Below are 15,229 nucleotides of genomic sequence, written 5' to 3' on the forward strand. Positions count from 1 at the left end.
GTACAAAAAATTCGCTAAATTACGGGATTTCAACGGTTTCCGGCTTGCAAAGTTAGGTATACCTAACTTAGGCTATGCTCATGAAGAGAATTAAAAACAAGCAAATTAAAGAAACCTTGACTGTAGCTGCGATTTTGTGCCTGGGAGCCTCTCTCAGCGCGTGCAGCGGGACACCCAGCGCCAGCTCGGATTCGGCCACACAAGGCAAGCCCCTGGTCCTCACCACATTTACCGTGTTGCAGGACATGGCTCAAAACGTTGCCGGAGACCACCTGGAAGTTCGCTCTATCACCAAACCTGGGGCGGAAATCCATGATTATCAACCCACGCCCTCGGACTTAAAGTCGGCGCAGAAAGCGAAACTGATTTTAAATAACGGGCTGGATTTGGAACGCTGGTTCACGAAGTTTACCACCGACCTGGATGCCAAAAAGGTCAATGTTTCGCAGGGCGTGGAGCCTATTCCGATAACCGAAGGCGACTACAAGGGTAAGCCCAATCCCCACGCTTGGATGAGCCCGAAAAACGGCGCCCTCTACGTGAAAAATATGGCAAAAGCCTTCTGCGATTTAGATGCCCAGAACTGCTCCGAGTACCAGGAAAATGCCGAACAGTATGGCGCCAAGATTGAAAAAGTCGGCGAGGACATCACCTCCACTCTTTCTCATCTCGACGCGTCACAACGCACTTTGGTCAGCTGTGAGGGAGCTTTCTCGTATTTGACTCGGGACTATAACCTAAACGAGAAATTCCTGTGGGGCGTAAATGCCGAAGGAGCCCTCACTCCCTCTCGCGTAGCGGAAGTGGAAGACTACGTGAAGCGAAACCACGTTCCCGCAGTATTCTGCGAGTCCACCGTGGGAGACAAAATGCGACCCGTTGTGGAAGCTACGGGAGCGAAATTTGGTGGGGAATTGTATGTTGATTCCTTGTCAGACGCAGATGGAGACGTTCCGACCTATCTGGATCTGTTGCGCTACGACGCAGATCTGATTACCCAAGGGTTGACTCAGAAATGAGTGACACTCTCGACAACCGCATAGCGCCAGGCGGGTCTGAAACTGAGTCCAGCTCAAAATCAGCCCCACCTATATTAGAAGTCTCAGATTTGCATGTTCGTTACGGGGCTAATGTGGCACTGGAAGGTGCCAGTTTAACCGTGCCGCGCGGTCAAATTTGTGGTCTGGTAGGGATGAACGGATCGGGGAAATCGACACTGTTCAAAGCCATCACCAACAGCGTTTCGTATCAAAAGGGCAGCATTAAAGTTGCCGGAATTGACGCAAACCAAGCCCGGAAACAGCGACTGATTGGTTATGTTGCACAAAACGAGGAAATCGATTGGGACTTCCCGGTTAACGTAAACCAAGTCGTCATGATGGGGCGATATGGATTTATGGGACCGACCCGTCGTCCCAAATCTGCAGATCTGGCAGCGGTGCAATCCGCGTTAGAAATGGTGGAATTGCAAGATTTGCAACAGCGCCAAATTGGAGCGTTGAGCGGCGGTCAAAAGAAAAGGGTGTTTATCGCGCGCGCAATTGCCCAAGGCGCACCGCTCCTGCTCCTCGATGAACCGTTTGCCGGAGTAGACAAATACTCAGAAACCAATATCGTTGATTTACTGCGAAAAATTTCTGCAAAAGGGACCACTGTGGTGGTTTCAACCCATGATTTGGCTTCTTTGGAAAAGCTCTGCGATGAGGTGGTTTTGTTATATCGCCGCGTGGTTTATCAAGGCAATCCTGCTGGAGCCTTGGACCCACAGAATCTCGCGAAAGCGTTTGGATTAAATCCCGCCGCGTCGGGAGGTGGACAGTGAATTTTTATGAAATCTTAATCGAAATGTGGACACAGCAGTTTATGCTTCGCGGCATCATCGTCACCGGAGTCGCGGCAGCAGTTTGTGCCGTGTTGTCCTGCTGGCTGGTCCTAATTGGCTGGTCACTGTTAGGTGACGCCCTGTCGCACGCAATTCTTCCCGGGATTGTCGTGTCCTACCTGTTGGGAACGCCTTTTGCAATAGGTGCCCTCGTGGCAGCTTTGCTGGTGGTGGGATTGATTGGCGCAGTGCGGGGGCGCGGACGGGTCAAGGAAGACACAGCTATTGGGGTGGTATTCACAACTATGTTTGCCTCCGGCCTGGTTCTAATCAGCCTGTTCCCCAGTCATATCGATTTGCACCATATTTTGTTTGGCGACATGCTCGGTATCACCAGAGCCGATATGTGGCAGGTCTTGATATTGAGTCCACTCGCTCTGGTGCTGTTGTTATACAAAAAGCGGGATTTAGTGCTGTATGCCTTCGACAAGACTCATGCCCACACTATCGGCATCTCTACAACCTGGTTGGCGACTTTGTTGCTGGTAGCTCTCTCTTTGACGGTCGTGGTGGCGATGCAGGCAGTGGGCGCAATCCTCATCGTGGCACTGGTGATTACCCCTGGCGCAACCGCTCGGCTGCTCACAAACCGGTTCAACGCTATGTTATGGATAGCTCCTTTGCTTTCCGTATCCTGCGTCGTGCTGGGAGCCTATATTTCCTACTGGTTCGATACGGCTTCAGGAGCCACGGTCGTGCTGCTTGAGGGAGTGTTGTTCCTAATCGTTTGGCTGGTTGATTTGCTTCGGCAGCAGCGGCTACAGCGCTATCATGGCGCGCAGACTGCCGTACCCAACCCTGACCCGGAACCTCAACAGGTTGCTTCTTAGGCAACCCTCTAGGGCAGAGTGAGGTAGCGCAATACAGCCTTGGCGCTGCCCTTGTTGAGGTCGCCCAGCTGTGCCAACTGGCCCAACCCAGACCCGAAAACAAACATATCCCCGCTGGTGGCAGCATCTTTCAAGGGTGGGGCAACGCCTTCCCAGAGGAATTTTCCGTCGACGACTCCGTAGCTCAAAAGCCCGCCGTTACCTTCGGTGAACACGGCTTTTGTCCCGTCAGAGGCCAGCGGAGCCCCTGGAGCTTTCAGATTAATGGCCACGCCGTCCCCGGTAGTCCAGGTTTTTGCCGCACAACCGGGCCAGGACGCGCAGGTTTCCCCGGTCGCACCCAGGAAATACGTCCGGTCGGGCATGAGGACGGGAACTTTCCCGGATTTCAAGGCGGTCAGAGCACTGTCAGTATCCAGCCGCAGCCCGGCGCGCAGTTGGTCGTGCAGGGCTTGAGCGGCTACAGAGGGGCACTGGCCCTCCCCCACTACACCACCGTCAGAACCGTGAATTTGCCAATGAACCTCAGCGGCGCTTTGCGGGTCAGCGGAGGCAAAAAAACCGGCTTCCAACATGGAAATCTGGGGGGCAGACCCCAGTTTCGAGGTGTCGAGAGAACCGATTTTCATGTTGATAATTTGGGAATAACTCCAGGTATTTTGCCGGTTAGACCCGTCTTGATTCGAAGTCGTCACCCCCAGCAAGGTCACCGACCCCCGAGTTTGCACCGATAGGGGCTGGGCAGCCTGGGCGTTTGGCACCATGAGCGGGAACTTGCCTTTCCACGCAAAGTCCGGCGTGACGTACACCGCCTGTACTCCAGCCGAATTTCCTTCCGCAACCGCGATAGGAACCACCAGGAACTGGTCAAAAATGGCTCCCAAAACGTGCTCGCCGGTCGCTAAATCCCAAATACCCTGCGGCAAGTCCCCCACCACAACATTGCCGCTGGAATCGATACGCACCACCTTTTTCGCGGCATCCGATTCGCAGGTAATCGAGCTCTGCCACAGCTGTTTCAGGCAATAGTCCAGGGGCAGGTCATCGTAGGTTTTCGACCATTTCGCGGTGCCAGTCGTTTCGTCTATCAGCGCAATAGCCTGGGTTTGAGCCTTGCCATCAGTGCCTTTGACCAGCACAAGCTGTTCGTTTTCAGCCAATTTAGCGGTCACACCGGTAGCGGCGTCCTGGGCCGCCAAAGAGTCTTGGGAATCGGCGTAGTCCCACACCTGCACCGTGCGCGGATCTTTCATTTTCGCGGGCATTGCCAGGGTCCAGGCTTCTTTCAATGGGGCGACGGTTGTGATTATCTTCACTTCCGCGTTGCTGCGAATCCGGGCGGTATCACCAAGCCACTGTGTCGTGGCGGTCACCAACACCACCACCGCCAGGGCCAGAATGACCGCGCCAATGATGCGTTCGACCAAGCGGGGCTGGCGCACCGCGGCCGCAGAATCGCTTAAATCCGGTTTCTGTTTTTTCACTGCTTCAGTTTATCCCGGCTATAGCAACGAAAAACTGCCTTTCGAGAAGTTTTCCACAGGGGAGGGCAATTCCGGGTTTTCCACAGGTAAAACATTTTCGACTTTCCGCGCCGGTGGGTCGCGATTAGTTTCACAAGCAAGGGGCGGACAGTTCCCGGCACGATAGAGGAGGCAGCCAGGATGCTAAATAAGTTTGGACAAACGGACCGCGACCGGCTCACTGCCAGTGTTTTTGAGCGGGCCAGAGCCGCGGGCGTGGGCTATCTGGACGATGCCGAGCCGGATTACCGAACCGCGCGCCATCCCGCGCCACCCCCCGATTTTGGCGCGGAGGGGAACCCGCCGACTCGCGGTAACCTGGCTGGGCGGGCTGAGGACCTGGTTCAGGGCTTTGAAAGCAGTCTCCAGGTCAGGCCCATCGCCGAGCGCGAGCAGCGGTTACGCCTGGCGCCCAGCCCGCGGGTAGCGACTCTAATTGCGGCGTTCATGCTGGTAAGCGGGCTTTTGGTGGTGGGTTGGCAGGTGTTTGCCGCCCCGCCCACGCCACCTCCCGACGGGGTGCTGTCCGGGGACGCCACGGGAAAAACGGATTCCAAAACGGGCAGCTCTGCGGGCCCGGGTGCCGCGCTGGCTGCGGCTGAGGGGAAGTCCGGAAATACCGCGACGGGAAAGGACGGTGCTTCGCCCTCGCCGGGTGCCGCCCCGCACCTGTATCTTCCTGGCAATAACGGCGCCGAAGTCGTGGTTCACGTGGCCGGAGCGGTGAGCCACCCCGGAGTGGTTCACCTGGCGGACCCGTCTCGAGTGGCCGACGCTTTGGAGGCGGCGGGCGGAGCCCTTCCCGAAGCGGATTTGGGCACCCTGAACCTGGCTCGACCGCTCACGGATGGCGAAATGATCTATGTCGTCCGGCCTGGAGAAACTCCCCCGCCGGGCGCGGGCGGAAACACGGGCAGCGCACCGGGCTCGGGCACCAAGTCAGCGGGGAATGATGGCGAAAAAGTGAACCTGAACACGGCGGACCTGGGCGCTCTGCAGACCCTTTCCGGCATCGGCCCCGCCCTGGCGCAACGCATTTTGGATTACCGCGAGTCCAACGGGCGTTTCGCTTCGGTGGATCAGCTCGACGAAGTCAGCGGGATCGGCCCGGCGCTGATGGCGCGCCTGCGCGACCACGTGTGCGTGTGAGGATTCGTGATGACTGCACAGTGCGAAACAGCGTTCATTGTCCGGCGGCTGCGCACCGACCGGGACTATCGCCCCGCCCCGCTGGATTTGCGCTTGGCGATTCCGGCGGTGAGTCTGTGGGTCGCGCTGTTGGTGGCGGGAAGCCGCGGGGAGCGTGTCGCGCTGGTGGTGAGCGTCGGGTTTGCCCTGGTCGCGGCCGTAGCGGCGGGTGCGTTGGGGTGGTTGCACCGGTCACAAGCCCGTGGGGGCAGGCGTGGCACGCTCACGCCCATCCGCGTGGGGAAACGCGACTTTGAAATGCCTGGTTGCGCGGTTAATCGCTACCCGGAACCGCCCACTCGCGTGGGGAAACGCGCCACGGAAACACCCGCCCGCCGGCGCCACCGCCTGTTTCCACGCGGCTCCGGGCTGGCCACGCTGCTGATTACCGCCCTGGTCATTGCCATCGTTTTTGGGACGCTGGCGCTACGTCTGGAACTCGGTTCGCGCGATGCTCTGGCCGTGATTGGCACTCACCCAACCGCCCGTTTTGACGTGAAAGCCCAGGTTGTCTCGACTCCGAAACTGAGCTGGAGGGACAGTTACCGTGTTGACCTCAAAGCGACCCGCCTGACTTGGCACGGCTCAACCTACCCCACTCGCGCCCTGTTGCAGGTCAAGGGGGCTGGCTGGGAAGGTATCCCCCTCGGTTCGTGGGTACGTCTGCGCACCGGCCTGGCCAGTCGGGATCTGTCCACCCAGTACTTGGGCTATGCGAAGTCTCCGACCGCTCCTGAAATTATCGGGCCTCCAACCGGGCGTTTTGTGTTTGTCAACGCGGTGCGCCAGCGCCTAAGTGAGGCCACGGCGGGACTCTCGGAATCAACGGCGGGAATGATTATGGCGATGAGCCTGGGGCTGACTGCCGTCCAAGACCCCCTGGACCGCAAATCTATGCAGGTAGCAGGCTTATCACACCTGACTGCCGTGTCTGGAATGCATCTCAGCGTGGTGCTGGCCGTGGCGCTGGGGCTAACCGCTCGGAAACGCCGTGGGGTGCAAGTCGTAGTGGCAGCGGGAATTATGGGGATTTTCCTGGCCATGCTGGAAGGTTCCGCCTCTGTCACCCGCGCGGCGGCGATGGGGGTGTTGACACTGGTGGGGCTGGGGATAGCCCGCCCCTCCCGCTCGATGTCCTCCCTGTCCGCGGCCATCATCGGAATGCTGCTGGTGCAGCCATTCCAGGCGACTTCCTGGGGCTTTGCCCTGTCGGTAGTAGCGACCGGCGCCATCGTGACCGGCGGGCCATACTTGGCGGCCTGGTGCGCCCGGTTTTTGCCGCGCCTGATTGCTCTGCCGCTGGCTGTTTCCCTCAGTGCGCAGCTGGCTTGTGCGCCATTAATGCTGGTCATGCGCGGGAAGCTGCAGGTTTACTCCCTGCCAGCGAACCTGTTGACCGGGGCGGTGTCCTCCATAGTGACCGTGGGAGGTCTGGGGCTGGTCGCACTAGCAGCCTTGGCGGGACTCCCGGCCGCGTCATTTGCCGTTATTGCGATGCCGGTGCGGTTATTGGAACAGGGCACGGCGCACGTAACCGGGTGGGCTGCCGCGTGGATTGCCGGCGTGGCCAGGTTCTTTGCCAGTCGACCGGGAGCGGAAGTCGACTGGTTGGAAAACCCGGCGGCGGGCGTGACCGGGCTGTTGATTGTGGCACTCAGCTTCGCATGGGTGGCGTCCCAACTGGCTCGCGCACGCCGCTGGCGTATCGGCACACCGCCAAGACCATGGCTTCCAGGGCGTATTCGGGATCCCGCGAAGCCCCTTTTACCGCTTCGTCCGCGCGGGCAACCGCCAAGATGGCTAAGCCCAGCCGCTCATCGTCCCAGCGCGGCGCAACGGCGCGGATTCCCTGGGCAATGCGCCCGAACAGGGGCTTAGGCGGGTCCACCAGGTCCATCTGCGCTACCGCTGGAGGCAACTGGGTAGAAAACGAGGTCAAAATCTGGCGGAGTTTCGTGGCCATCGCCGAAACAATCAACACCGGCGCTACCCCGGTGGCCAAAGCGTGGCGCAACAGGCGCAACGCTTCGCCAACATTGCCGGTCACGGCCGCATCGGCGACATTAAACCCAGTCGCCTCCACCCGCCCTTGCAGGTACTGATCAACCTCAGCCAGGCTCAACGGCTGAGCGGGATCCCCTACTGTTTGCAACAGCTGGGTCGTCACAGAGAGCAATTCCTCGAATTCGTCTCCCAGCGCCGCCACCAGCGCCGCTACTGCATCCTGGCTGATGGGACGCCCCAACCGACCGGCCTCGGCCTGGAGGAACTGAGCTTTCTCCTCCGGCCAGCGCAGCTCATCGCAGGCATAGACTTTCGCGGCACCCTTTTTGCACAGGTCCAAGACCTTTTTCCCGTGGTTTCCTCCCGCGTGCCACAGCACCAGGTAGGCATCCGGCGCTGGGCTAGCTAGGTAGGCTTCTAAATCCTGGAGCAACTCGGCGTTGGCCTGTTCCAGTCCGGGAACGATGACCAGCGGCATCCCCCCGAAGAGGGAGGGGGAAGTCAGTTGGCTCAGGCGGGACGATTCATAAGTCCGGGCGTTGACCTCGGTGATTTCCGGGGGTTCCATCGCCCCGGCCTTTTCGGCGCTGTCCAGGGCCGCAGCGCGCAGGCTGGCTATGGCGCGCTGGGCGAAAACCCGTTGTTTGCCCAGCAGCAGCACCACCGGAGCCAGCTCCGCGCGCGACCACGGCTCGAAACCAGCCCGGGAGCCTCTCTGAGCATTCTTCTTTGTTGCCACGCTTTAACTCTACATGCCCCCCGCGAGACAAAAATTCCCCTACTATAAAAGCGGAGCGACACCGGGAGGGCTATCCGCCCCCACCTGATGCGCTCGCTGAACACAAAAACCGCCCGACCGGACTTCTGCGAACGAAAGGAACGCCTCATGGCCAGCGTATTTACGAAAATTATCAACGGCGAAATCCCCGGAAACTTTGTCTGGCAAGATGAGCAGTGCGTCGTTTTCGCCACCATCGAACCGCGCAGTGACGGTCATATGCTGGTGGTGCCGCGTGAGGAAGTCGACAACTATCTGGACGCCGACCCGGCTTTGATTGCGCACCTGTCCCAGGTGGCTCAGATTATTGGACAAGCCGGGCGCGATGCGTTCAACGTGTCGCGCGCCTTGATTGTCGTCGCCGGTTTCGATGTCCCCCACCTGCATATTCATGTCATTCCGACCGATTCCATGCGGGTGCTGCATCCCGATGCCAAAGCGGCGGGCTCTGCGGACACTATCAAAGCCAGCTGCGACAAACTGCGCGGCGCCCTGATTGAACTGGGCTTTGGCGCGAACGTCCCCGAATCTTTGGAATCCCTGGGATAGCCGGGCCGTGCGAGATAGCGGACTGGCGGCAACGCACCGAATCCGCGCTAGCTAAACCCCGGGTTGGGGCACATTCAATTTGTGAATCCCCGCCCGGAGCGTTAGCATAGTTAACCGCGCCAAAAACGCAAAGCGCCATTAGCTCAATTGGCAGAGCAACTGACTCTTAATCAGTGGGTTCAGGGTTCGAGTCCCTGATGGCGTACTGTTTTGTATTTGGGTTCCATTTATCCCCGAACGCCGGGGTAATCAAGTCCCACGGTGTAGTTCCAAACACAACGGCAATTTGCTCTAGTTCTTCCAGTCTCCAATCGGTCTGACCGCGCCAACGATATCCCAAAGCCGTGCGGTTCATTTTTAGGGCACGCGCAAGGTCGGACGCAGAGTAGCCACTACGGGCGCAAAGTGCGCGAATGTTCACGGTCGCAATTGAAGTAAGGTTTAGACTTGTTTGCATTGTCGGCGCTAGTGTGTTCGTCATGTAAGTAAGTTTAGCACGCTACGCGCAAAATAATGTGAATTTATTGTGAATACATCGGCGTGTCTAAAGGTAGTTTTGCGTATAAAGTGCAAAACTGGCAACCATGAAGCTAATCAATGAGTACGTGAGCGACGCGGTCCGTCTCTACGCTTTTACACATCGGAAGAGTCTCAGCGCTTTCGCGCGCGACTTCGGTATCAATCGTTCAACCTTGCAGGCCAAAATATCCGGGAAAAACCCCTGGACGCTTTCCGAGGCTGACGATTTAGCGCGTATGGGTGTAGACGTTCCGGCGCTTGGTAGTTCGGACGGTGCGAAGTGCTAGGCGTAGATCCGAATAAGGTAAATTTGCTTGTTATCCCACCAAAACATTTCGGCTGGTGCGACTATTTGCCAAGTTTTCCCGCGCCCGGTCTTGGGTGCGACAGCCCAAATTTTTGGCGTCACGTCACGGGGAACATATCCCAGCAACTCGGAAGTTTTCGGACTGATAACTGCAATAGCGTCTTTATCGGCTTTGTTGCCTTTATCCGGTTGCAATGCTACTTGAACCGAAACGTGGGAACCGTCACGGGTTACGCCACACCATTTCGCAAATTTTCTAAGCGCGCTTTGGTGAAACGTGGCGCCGGCAATGTTAAAACCATCGGTTTCCACCTCGACGTCATACCCCTGAGCGCGGGCGCGGTGATCCTTAACGGCTTGGAATCCGGCCTTGCCGGCCTTGATAGACAAATCAAGGGACGTCTTAGCAGCCTTTTCGGCAAATTCTTTAAAACCCATAACACCCACGATAGCAGCGAAAGGGAAAGCAAATGTATGGAACAGGGGCAATGATAACTCCGTTGTACGAATCCATTGCCGTGGGTCGTGTGGAGCGGCATTTGAGGGCGGCTTTAGTGGAGGCTCAGGAGGCGCTTGCGCATTGCCGGGGTCTTGCGATTGACCGTTTCGGCGATACTTACGGGCTGACCGTGGGCGCTGTTGATGCGCTTATTGACGCCCTGGGAGAGTCCGAGTTTTGGGGTGAGTGCCGTGGCTGACGTTTTGAGGGACATGGACTTAGCGACTTTGAGGCAGGAACTGCCGGAAGCGGTAGAGAGGCTGGCCGGGTTGCTATCGCGTTTGAAAAATGGGCGGGCTACGAATCTAACCGTGAACGCCTACCACGAAATCAGCGAGGCTAAGACCCTATTGGAGGGCCTGTTGCGCAACGTGAGAGAGGCTAACCAATGAATCTATCAACACGGGAACGGGAAAGCCTGGTTAGCGCGACGGCGGCCATGCAAGGGAACGCCGCTAAGGTCGCGTTGCTGTTGCAGGGCGCGGAGACAGAGCAACAGCAGAAAGCTAAGAAAGCGGCTGATAGGGCGGTACTTGCCTCGCACCTGGCTTTGAATCTGGTGAAAGGGGTGCTGTATGAACTCGACCATTAACAGCGAAACCCCGGCAATGGTGCTAGTCCAGTCTATGGCGCGCGCCGGGTGGGGTGAACTAGGCGGCAATGAGTGGCAGGGAGTGAGGTCCACGCTTACCGCTATCGTTGCCAGGGTACGCGGTAAACGGGGCTATATGGACGCTACTGTTTGGCAAGTGTCGCAGTCCGCGGGACTATCCACGCGCTGGACGGCGCGCTGTTTACGAATCCTTGAAGGTCTGGGAATCATTACCTGGAACCGCGGCGTATTGCGTGACGGTACCCCTACGGCGGGGTTCATTCAGGTCAATAAGTCTATTCTGTTGCGTTTCGTGCGTGAGGCCTGGGCTAAGGGTGCCGCGGCGTGGCAAGCCCGCCGGGCTGAGACGCGGGCGCGCCTGGCAGACCTGAAAAGACGAGAGCAACATAATCGCAGGTCGCGCCGTGTGGAACTGAGTACACCCCTTAACAATAATTTGGCGCGCCGCGCCTCCGGCGCCGGCGGCGCGCCAAATATTGAACCATCGAAAGAACCGCCCTCATGGGCTACAGGAAAGGACGAAACAATGAACGAAAACGAAAGTTTGCTGTGTGACCACGGATATATCAAAGACAGCGGTAACTGTCCGCATTGCCACCGAATCCAAGACAGCCGCAAGAATGAAACCGCCCGCAAGCCGTGGACCAAAGAACGGCGCAAAGCATGGCGCAACGCTAACGCCCGCCGGGTACAGCAAGATTTAGAGCGGCTTACCGCTGAGGAACATCGCCGCACTAGCGAGCTTTGGCGCCAAGAACACCCAGGTGTAAATAGTTTCGACTGGCTTAGGCAACAGCTGGAAGCAGACCGCGCCGGGGTAAGGGCCTAGCGTGGAAACGGCGAAGTTCTGGACACCGGAGCAAATGGCGACCGAGTTACAGGTAACTACCGAGTATCTGAGTCAGTTGAGGTCTAGGGGCGGCGGTCCGCCTTTCGTCAAAGTAGGACGAACCGTTAGATACCCGCAATATGCTGTAGCGAAATGGATCCAGGAAACGGCCATGACCAAGACCCGAACAGACTTGCAGGTGTACTAATGGACGACTGGACAACCATGTCTTACGCGAAACGTAAGGCTTTCACTAACAAGCTACTGCAAACCTACGGGCCTACCTGTTGCATATGTGGGCTACCTATCAAGCCCGGCGCTGAGTCATGCCAGCACCTCACACCACGAAGCAAGGGCGGAATAACCACGCTAGAGAACTGCAGACCTGCACACAAGAGCTGTAACTACAGCCTAGGGAATCGGGAAATGAAACCACTCAACGAAACTGTGTACGACGGATTGAGCTGGTTCGTGAAATGAGGCAACCCGTTTTTTGAAACAGCGCCCCGCCAGACACCCCGCGCCAGCCCTGTTTCTCCCTCCCCTAAACCCCAGAAAAACCCACTAATTAACAACTTTCACACAAGTAACAACGAAGCGGAAAGAAGCCGGAAAATGCAAGACTATTTACCAGGATTTGAGCCTGAACCGCCTAGTAAAGGCTACGTTGAGACGGAAACCGAGAAAACGATAGATAATCTTCGTGATAACGGCCTGATAGGGGACGAATCGGCGGGCTTGTGTGCATTGGCGATAATGGCCGCGCGGTCCCTGGACCAAATGGGCAGGAAAGGCGCGCCCAGCGGGCGGGCTATGCTACTAAACGCGGCGCGGGAAATCTTTGAATCAATCAAACCCCAGAGCGATCCTAACGCGGGCGCTGATCTAGCCGGCCTACTTACGGCTATTCAGACCGAGGACATCGACGAAGCGGAAACCGAGTACACTAATGCCGCTAACATTGCCTGAACGCCGCGTTTTCGCTTATCTTCCCCGCCCGGCCTATTGCCCCGCCCCTACACCGGGGTTCCTAAACGAGGGCGCGGAAATCGCCCGCATATCCAGGCTATTAGGCATTACCCCGCAACCGTGGCAACGCCTGGTGTGGAACAGGGCGACCGAATACCGAATAGTGAACGGGAAACGCGCCTACAAGTACAGCCTGATCCTTATCACCGTGCCTAGGCAAGCCGGGAAAACCACCCTACTAACCCCCCTACGCACTCACCGGCTCTTAACCAGGCCTGGCTTGGAAGCCGCCGCTACCGCGCAAACCGGGCAAGCCGCCCGTAAACGCATGATGAAGTACATGAAGATAATCGACCAATCACCGCTAGGCCACCTGTTTCACACCCGCCTTTCCAACGGCGAGGAGTCTGTTACCTGCACCGCTAACGGCTCGACTATCACAAAATTCGCCCCCGTCGAGGGTTCCCTGCATGGGGATACTATCGGTTACGCCGATTTTGATGAGATCTGGAAATGGGACGCGACCACCGGCGAGACTGTAATGGGCGCGGTCAAACCCTCCCAGGTAACCCTTTACGGTGAATCTCAAATATTCATGGTGTCTACCATGGGAACCCTGAAAAGCGATTTTATGAACCAGTACGTGGAAACCGGGCGGCGAGGCGCTAAGCCAGGGCTTGCCTATTTTGAATGGTCGCTCCCAGACGGGCTAGACGTACACACCCCCGCGGCATGGTGGACCTATCACCCGGCATTAGGCAACACGATACAGGAAGCCGCAATCAGCGAGGATTTACCCCCGGCCATGACCGAATCCGAGTTTATGCGCGCGTACGGCAACCGGCTCACCATGACCGATGAGTCCCTTATCGCGGCGGAGGACTGGGACGACCTCACAATGGACGACACCCAAGCCCCGCCGGCGCTTGGCGAATGTGTGATCGGGTTCGAGATAGCCCCGGATAACGCCGCTACCGCTATAGTCGCGGCCTGGGAAGATAAAGCCGCCAACACCCGCAACGTCAGAGTGCTACACCAAGCCCCCGGCGCGACCTGGCTTATCGACTATCTAAGGCTCTTACAAACCTACGGCGTAACCCGGTTCGTGGCAGACGACGGCGGTATGACCCGGCGAATCTTTGACCACCTACCCGAAGACTTAGCGGTTGAGCGCCTACCCCTGGGAGCTAGGCGGATAGCGGACGCGGAGTTTCTTACAGCCGCCCGCGATGAGCAGACTTTGAGGCATGACGGCTCTAAACCGCTTGCGGTTGCTATCGCTAACGCGGTGATCCGTGAAACTAACGGGGTTCCGCTGTTTGACCGTGATAAATCGACCGCGCCAATCCCCGCGCTTATCGCCGCCTCTGTTGCCCTCTACACCGTTTCCCGCCCGGTAGCGCCCCTAGAAATGCAAGTATTCTAAACACTCAACGACAACCAGTAACAACGAATAACATCGAATAACAACCGATAGCATAAAGGGTTTACAAACAGTAAAACAAATAATCAAATAGGTTACATGAACCGCTTTAGCCGCGCTCTACGTGAACTAACCCGCCGCGCCGATAGCCCGGTCGGTGCGATGCCTCCCGGCGTTATGCCACCGACACGCCGGGAGGCGCCCTTTGAGCCTGCAAGCCTAGTCTCTGTGTACCGGGCTATCGACATCATCACTAGCGCGGTTGCTCAATTGCCGCTAAGGGTGGAGCGTCACGGGGTGGAAGTCCCATCCAGCGAAATCCCTGACATTATCAAAGCGCCCTCGCTCTCGTTTACCCGCTCGGATTTCCTGGAACAGATCGCCCTGAGCCTGGCAGTCGCCGGCAACGCTTACATTCTCGCTAAACGTATCGGCGGGAAGATTGTGGAACTTGTGGTACTAAACCCGCATGAGGTTCTACCCACCCAGGACGAAAGCACCGGGGTTATTACTTACTCTTACCGGGGCCGCGACTACTCTCAAGCCGATATCCAGCACCTGAAATTTATGGTGTTGCCCGGGAGTTTGAAAGGGCTGGGAGCTATCCAGGCGGCGCGGGCTGAAATCCAGGGCGCTATCAATCTTCGTGACTATGCCGCGCAATGGTTCAACGGGTCTGGCCAACCCTCTGGAATACTCTCTACCGACCAGGCTCTAACCGCTGATGACGCGAAACAGATTAGGGATACCTGGAACAACATCGACCCCGCTACCGGTAAGCCCCTACCCGTCACAGCTAACCCGTCAAACATTAAAGTTACCGGGAAAGGCGTCAAATATGAACCTATCGTGTTAAACCCGCGTGATGCTCAGTTTATTGAATCGCGGAACTTTAACACGCTTGAAATCGCGCGGCTTTTCGGTATCCCCGCGACCCTCATGCTGACATCCACCGAGGGGTCAAGCATGACTTACTCGAACGTGGAACAGGACTGGCTAGGGTTCGTACGGTTCACGCTCACGAAGTATTTACGCAAGATTGAGGAAGCCCTAACCACGTTCACCCCGCGGGGTCAGACCGTGCGTTTCCAAATCTCTGCTCTGTTGCGTTCGGACACGCTTACCCGCTACCAAGCCCACCAAATCGCGCTTACCGCCGGGTTCATGACCCTAAACGAAATAAGGGCTATCGAATCTCTACCGCCGTTAGAAAACCAGGAACCTAAGGAGGCTGTGAAACCATGACCGTTTATGACATCGATATGAAAACTACAGGCACCCAGACCCGCGCGTTTGAGTTCCGTGCTAAACCCGCC

General features: G+C 57.5%; 19 protein-coding genes, 1 tRNA gene and 1 pseudogene. 17 read left to right on the forward strand and 4 right to left on the reverse strand.

Translation table 11 applies throughout. The features are described 5' to 3' along the window. The first annotated feature begins 80 nt into the window (after positions 1–80). The 3 genes from AC5LBQ_RS00435 to AC5LBQ_RS00445 are packed head-to-tail and all read left to right on the forward strand — an operon-like array spanning position 81 to position 2,712. On the forward strand, positions 81–1,019 hold the full coding sequence (locus AC5LBQ_RS00435) for a metal ABC transporter substrate-binding protein (RefSeq protein ID WP_493264289.1): 939 nt from the start codon (positions 81–83) through the stop codon (positions 1,017–1,019). Then, positions 1,016–1,822 carry a metal ABC transporter ATP-binding protein gene (locus tag AC5LBQ_RS00440; RefSeq protein WP_297346739.1) on the forward strand — a complete coding sequence of 269 codons (807 nt, stop codon included), beginning with the start codon at positions 1,016–1,018 and terminating at the stop codon, positions 1,820–1,822. Before AC5LBQ_RS00435 ends, AC5LBQ_RS00440 begins: the two co-directional genes overlap by 4 nt. Beyond that, a complete protein-coding gene (locus AC5LBQ_RS00445; RefSeq protein ID WP_493264290.1) occupies positions 1,819–2,712 on the forward strand; it encodes a metal ABC transporter permease in 894 nt (297 codons plus the stop codon). Before AC5LBQ_RS00440 ends, AC5LBQ_RS00445 begins: the two co-directional genes overlap by 4 nt. Positions 2,713–2,720: 8 nt before the next feature. On the opposite strand, the gene AC5LBQ_RS00450 is transcribed toward AC5LBQ_RS00445, so the two are convergent. Next, on the reverse strand, positions 2,721–4,196 hold the full coding sequence (locus tag AC5LBQ_RS00450; protein ID WP_493264291.1) for a hypothetical protein: 1,476 nt from the start codon (positions 4,194–4,196) through the stop codon (positions 2,721–2,723). A 180-nt stretch (positions 4,197–4,376) separates the two neighbouring features. On the opposite strand from AC5LBQ_RS00450, the gene AC5LBQ_RS00455 reads away from it, so the two are divergent. Together AC5LBQ_RS00455 and AC5LBQ_RS00460 are read left to right on the forward strand one after the other, a co-directional pair. After that, positions 4,377–5,384: a helix-hairpin-helix domain-containing protein gene (locus AC5LBQ_RS00455; RefSeq protein WP_493264292.1), complete on the forward strand. Its 1,008-nt coding sequence runs from the start codon at positions 4,377–4,379 to the stop codon at positions 5,382–5,384. Between the two features lie 975 nt (positions 5,385–6,359). Continuing rightward, positions 6,360–7,034: pseudogene (locus AC5LBQ_RS00460) on the forward strand (ComEC/Rec2 family competence protein); the annotation flags it as partial. 43 nt (positions 7,035–7,077) lie between these two features. On the opposite strand, the gene holA reads toward AC5LBQ_RS00460, so the two are convergent. After that, entirely contained in the window at positions 7,078–8,166 is a 1,089-nt protein-coding gene (gene holA / locus AC5LBQ_RS00465; protein ID WP_493264293.1) for a DNA polymerase III subunit delta, read from the reverse strand. A gap of 87 nt (positions 8,167–8,253) precedes the next feature. Here holA and AC5LBQ_RS00470 point away from each other — a divergent pair, with 87 nt between their 5' ends. After that, positions 8,254–8,754 carry an HIT family protein gene (locus AC5LBQ_RS00470; protein ID WP_493264294.1) on the forward strand — a complete coding sequence of 167 codons (501 nt, stop codon included), beginning with the start codon at positions 8,254–8,256 and terminating at the stop codon, positions 8,752–8,754. Between the two features lie 132 nt (positions 8,755–8,886). After that, positions 8,887–8,959: transfer RNA gene (locus AC5LBQ_RS00475), tRNA-Lys, on the forward strand. On the opposite strand, the gene AC5LBQ_RS00480 is transcribed toward AC5LBQ_RS00475, so the two are convergent. Next, positions 8,921–9,235, reverse strand: a complete 315-nt coding sequence (locus tag AC5LBQ_RS00480; RefSeq protein ID WP_493264304.1) for a helix-turn-helix domain-containing protein — start codon at positions 9,233–9,235, stop codon at positions 8,921–8,923. The genes AC5LBQ_RS00475 and AC5LBQ_RS00480 overlap by 39 nt on opposite strands. A gap of 103 nt (positions 9,236–9,338) precedes the next feature. Here AC5LBQ_RS00480 and AC5LBQ_RS00485 point away from each other — a divergent pair, with 103 nt between their 5' ends. Continuing rightward, positions 9,339–9,560, forward strand: a complete 222-nt coding sequence (locus AC5LBQ_RS00485; RefSeq protein ID WP_493264295.1) for a hypothetical protein — start codon at positions 9,339–9,341, stop codon at positions 9,558–9,560. Here AC5LBQ_RS00485 and AC5LBQ_RS00490 read toward each other — a convergent pair. Further along, positions 9,557–10,018 carry an HIRAN domain-containing protein gene (locus AC5LBQ_RS00490; RefSeq protein ID WP_491680422.1) on the reverse strand — a complete coding sequence of 154 codons (462 nt, stop codon included), beginning with the start codon at positions 10,016–10,018 and terminating at the stop codon, positions 9,557–9,559. The two genes, AC5LBQ_RS00485 and AC5LBQ_RS00490, sit on opposite strands and share 4 nt — an antisense overlap. Positions 10,019–10,050: 32 nt before the next feature. Between AC5LBQ_RS00490 and AC5LBQ_RS00495 the strand changes: the two genes are divergently transcribed. From AC5LBQ_RS00495 to AC5LBQ_RS00535, 9 genes are all read left to right on the forward strand, one after another. Continuing rightward, positions 10,051–10,278: a hypothetical protein gene (locus tag AC5LBQ_RS00495; protein ID WP_493264296.1), complete on the forward strand. Its 228-nt coding sequence runs from the start codon at positions 10,051–10,053 to the stop codon at positions 10,276–10,278. Beyond that, a complete protein-coding gene (locus AC5LBQ_RS00500) occupies positions 10,271–10,471 on the forward strand; it encodes a hypothetical protein (RefSeq protein WP_493264297.1) in 201 nt (66 codons plus the stop codon). The genes AC5LBQ_RS00495 and AC5LBQ_RS00500 overlap by 8 nt, the downstream gene beginning before the upstream one ends. Continuing rightward, positions 10,468–10,671 (forward strand): hypothetical protein, encoded by a 204-nt coding sequence (locus AC5LBQ_RS00505; RefSeq protein WP_493264298.1) that lies wholly within the window; start codon positions 10,468–10,470, stop codon positions 10,669–10,671. Before AC5LBQ_RS00500 ends, AC5LBQ_RS00505 begins: the two co-directional genes overlap by 4 nt. Further along, positions 10,655–11,521, forward strand: coding sequence for a hypothetical protein (locus AC5LBQ_RS00510; RefSeq protein ID WP_493264299.1), 867 nt, complete (start codon positions 10,655–10,657; stop codon positions 11,519–11,521). Before AC5LBQ_RS00505 ends, AC5LBQ_RS00510 begins: the two co-directional genes overlap by 17 nt. Before the next feature lie 34 nt (positions 11,522–11,555). Beyond that, positions 11,556–11,729 (forward strand): hypothetical protein, encoded by a 174-nt coding sequence (locus tag AC5LBQ_RS00515; RefSeq protein ID WP_367269265.1) that lies wholly within the window; start codon positions 11,556–11,558, stop codon positions 11,727–11,729. A 17-nt stretch (positions 11,730–11,746) separates the two neighbouring features. Next, positions 11,747–12,001, forward strand: a complete 255-nt coding sequence (locus AC5LBQ_RS00520) for an HNH endonuclease (protein WP_493264305.1) — start codon at positions 11,747–11,749, stop codon at positions 11,999–12,001. Positions 12,002–12,136: 135 nt separating this feature from the next. Then, positions 12,137–12,490 (forward strand): hypothetical protein, encoded by a 354-nt coding sequence (locus AC5LBQ_RS00525; RefSeq protein WP_493264300.1) that lies wholly within the window; start codon positions 12,137–12,139, stop codon positions 12,488–12,490. A gap of 163 nt (positions 12,491–12,653) precedes the next feature. Next, complete coding sequence (locus AC5LBQ_RS00530) at positions 12,654–13,916, forward strand: terminase large subunit domain-containing protein (protein ID WP_493264301.1); 1,263 nt, start codon at positions 12,654–12,656, stop codon at positions 13,914–13,916. A gap of 96 nt (positions 13,917–14,012) precedes the next feature. Beyond that, positions 14,013–15,158, forward strand: coding sequence for a phage portal protein (locus tag AC5LBQ_RS00535; RefSeq protein ID WP_493264302.1), 1,146 nt, complete (start codon positions 14,013–14,015; stop codon positions 15,156–15,158). Positions 15,159–15,229: the final 71 nt, after the last annotated feature.

It is taken from the genome of Mobiluncus sp. (assembly GCF_985070215.1).